Source organism: Moorena sp. SIO3I6, from assembly GCF_010672095.1.
The window spans coordinates 1-3,444 of record NZ_JAAHHU010000450.1; the positions used below are offsets into that span (position 1 = coordinate 1).

Genomic DNA, 3,444 nt, shown 5'->3' on the forward strand with positions numbered 1-3,444 from the left:
CTTTAATGAGATGCACGAGGTTAGTTGGGTTACAAAGGCAGCCATAATTTTTGACTTCAAAGGTTTGTAATTATAACCGACTGCTCCACTATTGTCAACACAGCAGGAAGTACGAGAAAAGCGCTGCATCCCTATTCCCGTTTTCCATCGATGATCGGCAAGGTAATTTTAACAGTGCTACCCTTACCCTCTCCAGGACTGACGAGGGTAATACTACCTCCCATCATTTCCATTAAATTCCGGGAAATAGCTAGACCAAGCCCTGTTCCACCACATTGACGGGTGGTCGAGCCATCAACCATCACAAAGGGACGAAATAGTTTTTTCTGTTGACTGAGATCAATACCAATACCTGTATCCTTAACAATAATCACAACCTGTGAATGAGAAGTTAGATCAGAAGCCTTGGCAAAACTTCTGTTGTTCTGAGACAGGGGTAGCGGTTCAATTCGGGTCTTAATGGTAATGCTGCCATTGTCTGTAAATTTGGTGGCGTTACCAACTACATTAATTAGAACCTGCTTGAGCTTAGCTGGATCAGCAGGAACGATAATCCCCTGATGCAAATCGCTGGTATGAAACTCAAGACCTTTCTGCTGAATGGGAATAGTCTGTAAATTTATGACTTCATCAAGCAACTCCCACAGGTAAATCGGCTCAATTTTTACCGATAATTTACCAGCTTCAATCTTCGCCATATCTAGAACGTCATTAATGATTTCCAGCAGATGCATGGCAGCATGATCAGCCCTTTGTAAAAAATCGATTTCTTCTTCGCGGTTGTCACAGAAACCATCCCGTATTAGTCGCAAACAACCAATGATGGCGTTCAGGGGAGTTCTCAGTTCATGGGAGGTATTCGCCAGGAATTCATTCTTGAACTTATTAGCAGTTTGGGCTTCTTTCCAAGTAGCTTCGAGTTCTTCTGCCCAATGTTTCATGCGTTCAATCATCCCACCGAAAGCTTCCGACAATTGGTTAACTTCCCTAATTTTGAAGTTTTGGGGTATACGATCGTAGGGTAGGAACTGAGATTGATTTAGAGCGTAGTCTCTGAGTTGTTCGAGAGGACGAGCTAATTCCCGAGCAACATACATCGTTGCCAACAGGGTTGCCCCAATCAAGCCACAGGTGAAGATTAGCAGAACGTGCTGAATCTCTTTGAGACCAGCCAAAGCAATATCAACCGGGGTAACCGCTAAGATCGCCCACTTTTGACCTAGCTCAGCAGTAATCGGACTTGGAATTGAGGTATACCCAGCGGTTAATTCCACGTTGTTTTTAATCCAGTACGACGGTTCAGCAACATCTTGTTCCTGTGCGATCGCTTTTCCGAAAACCCTTTTGAGTCCCTCTTGTTCTTCTTCCCGATTGATCTTGTCTGTGATCTTCTGTGCCACTGGCTCTTGATAGTGATGAGTCAAAACTTGCCCTTCTTGGTTAATCACTACCGGATAGCTCGACAATATCTGCCGTTGTGAGGCTGGTGTCTGTAGCAGAGCTGACTGGATGATCAGGGCAAACTGGAGTTGACCTGATCGGTTATAGACTGGGGCACTCAGGACTAGTTTGAGTTTACTGGTGGACTTGGGGGGATAGAGTTGGCTAGTTAAAGTTGTTGAGGGGTTTCTTGAGGGGTGTTTAGGCAGTAGTATGGTTACCTCAACCTGAGAACGGTTAGCGAATGATTGACTTTGCTGCACCGAGGATACAAAAGTCGGTCGGTTAGTTAGCAATTGGTTAGCACAGGTACTTGCGGCGATTGCTTTGCTCTGTAGCTCCATCAACTGTACACAATCGATCTGATGTGGTAACAGTTGAGCCAATTGTTCTACAAATTTTTGATAGGCGGTTGGGGATTCCGACTTTAGGGCTACAGCTTCACTGGCACTCACCAAGTTGGCTTTGAGGGCAGCAATTGACTCTTGAATGCTCTGTGCATGGAGTACAGCACTTTCCGTCAGATTTTGGCGAGCACTGTCCAACAGCAATGAGCGTGCCTTTGTGTAAGTCACATACACTCCTGCTAGTAAGACTGGCACACTTAGCAGCAGAAGGCGCGAAAGTAGAATGCGACGAAAGGAGGATAGACCTAGCTTAACCATAATTCGTCTGATATTGATGGCTCAGAACAACCCAACCGCACGATAATGGGGTTTGTTTACAATTACTCACTACAACCTTGGTACTCAGATTGATATCTTTATTCCCTCTATTTAGTTTATGGAAACTTACTGAAATAAATCCAGTTAATTTGAGTAATTTTTCTCTGCCATTCTCAACTAGGGTTGTGTCCATTTAACGTCAGATGGAAGGACAAAGGCATAGATGCATACCTTGGAGGATTCGAGTAGATCTACCAAGGTTTTCCCTGACTATCAAGACCTTCAGGGTTTGAAGTCCGTGACTAGATGTGTTATAGAAAAGATTTGCTAACCTTTCTAGCCCATCTGGAAAACCAAGTGGCTCTCGCTGATGGGGTCTTGTTTGGTGCAGGTACTTTGCGTGCCTATAGTGTGAAGTTAGTTTAACTTAAACTAAGAGATGGGATATCTGGTCATATCTCCTCTGATAACCCCCTCGACTAATTAAATAAAACTTGAAGTTAAATACTTGAAGTTAACGGAAAAAACGTTAAGGCTCAAGGTAAGAAACATTCCAGTTTCTCAGTAATTGATCCCAGGAATTGTTTCAGACTTGCTGACTTGCTGACTTGCTGACTTGGCCTTGGCCTATTGGCCACGCGGGGCGCGTTTGGCCACGCTACGCGAATAAACTTGCATACTAGCAGAATTGCTGACTTTACCAATCTCAAGTTCCTCTAATCCTAGATTACCCCAATGGTTCAACAACCCAAGCTTGACTATTCCGTTATCTGGGTCAACCGCATGGCAGATATTCCCCAATCCGCTTGGGATGACCTTGCCCAACCCCTAAAAACCCCTTTTCTGGAGTGGGACTGGTTGAATAATATTGAAACATCTGGTAGTGCTACTGCTAAAACGGGTTGGTTGCCCAATCACTTAACGGTATGGCGAGATAGACAGCTGATCGCGGCTGCACCTATGTATGTCAAAGGTCACAGTTACGGAGAGTTTGTCTTTGACCAACAGTGGGCGGATTTATCCTATCGCTTGGGCATTTCCTACTATCCGAAGTTGTTGGGGATGACACCATTTACCCCAGCGGTAGGCTATCGGTTTTTGATGGCACCGGGAGAAGATGAAGATGAGCTGACACAGATAATGGTCAGTGCTATCGATCATTTTTGCGATCGCAATCATCTGTCTGGTTGTCACTTCCTCTTTGTTGACCCGGATTGGCGACCAGTAATTGAACGCAATGGTTTTAAGGGCTGGCTACATCACAGCTATATTTGGCAAAACCAAGGCTTTAGTAGTTTTGAGGATTACCTAAAGGTCTTTAATGCCAATCAACGCCGCA

At 44.6% G+C, this 3,444-nt stretch carries 2 protein-coding genes; one reads left to right on the forward strand and one right to left on the reverse strand.

Annotated features, from left to right (window positions below; genetic code table 11):
- Nucleotides 1–131: 131 nt before the first annotated feature.
- Entirely contained in the window at nt 132–2,105 is a 1,974-nt protein-coding gene (locus F6K49_RS37725; protein WP_293105306.1) for an ATP-binding protein, read from the reverse strand.
- 735 nt (nt 2,106–2,840) lie between these two features.
- Here F6K49_RS37725 and F6K49_RS37730 point away from each other — a divergent pair.
- Nucleotides 2,841–3,444 (forward strand): peptidogalycan biosysnthesis protein (locus tag F6K49_RS37730; protein WP_293105311.1); only part of this gene is annotated, 604 nt, incomplete at its 3' end.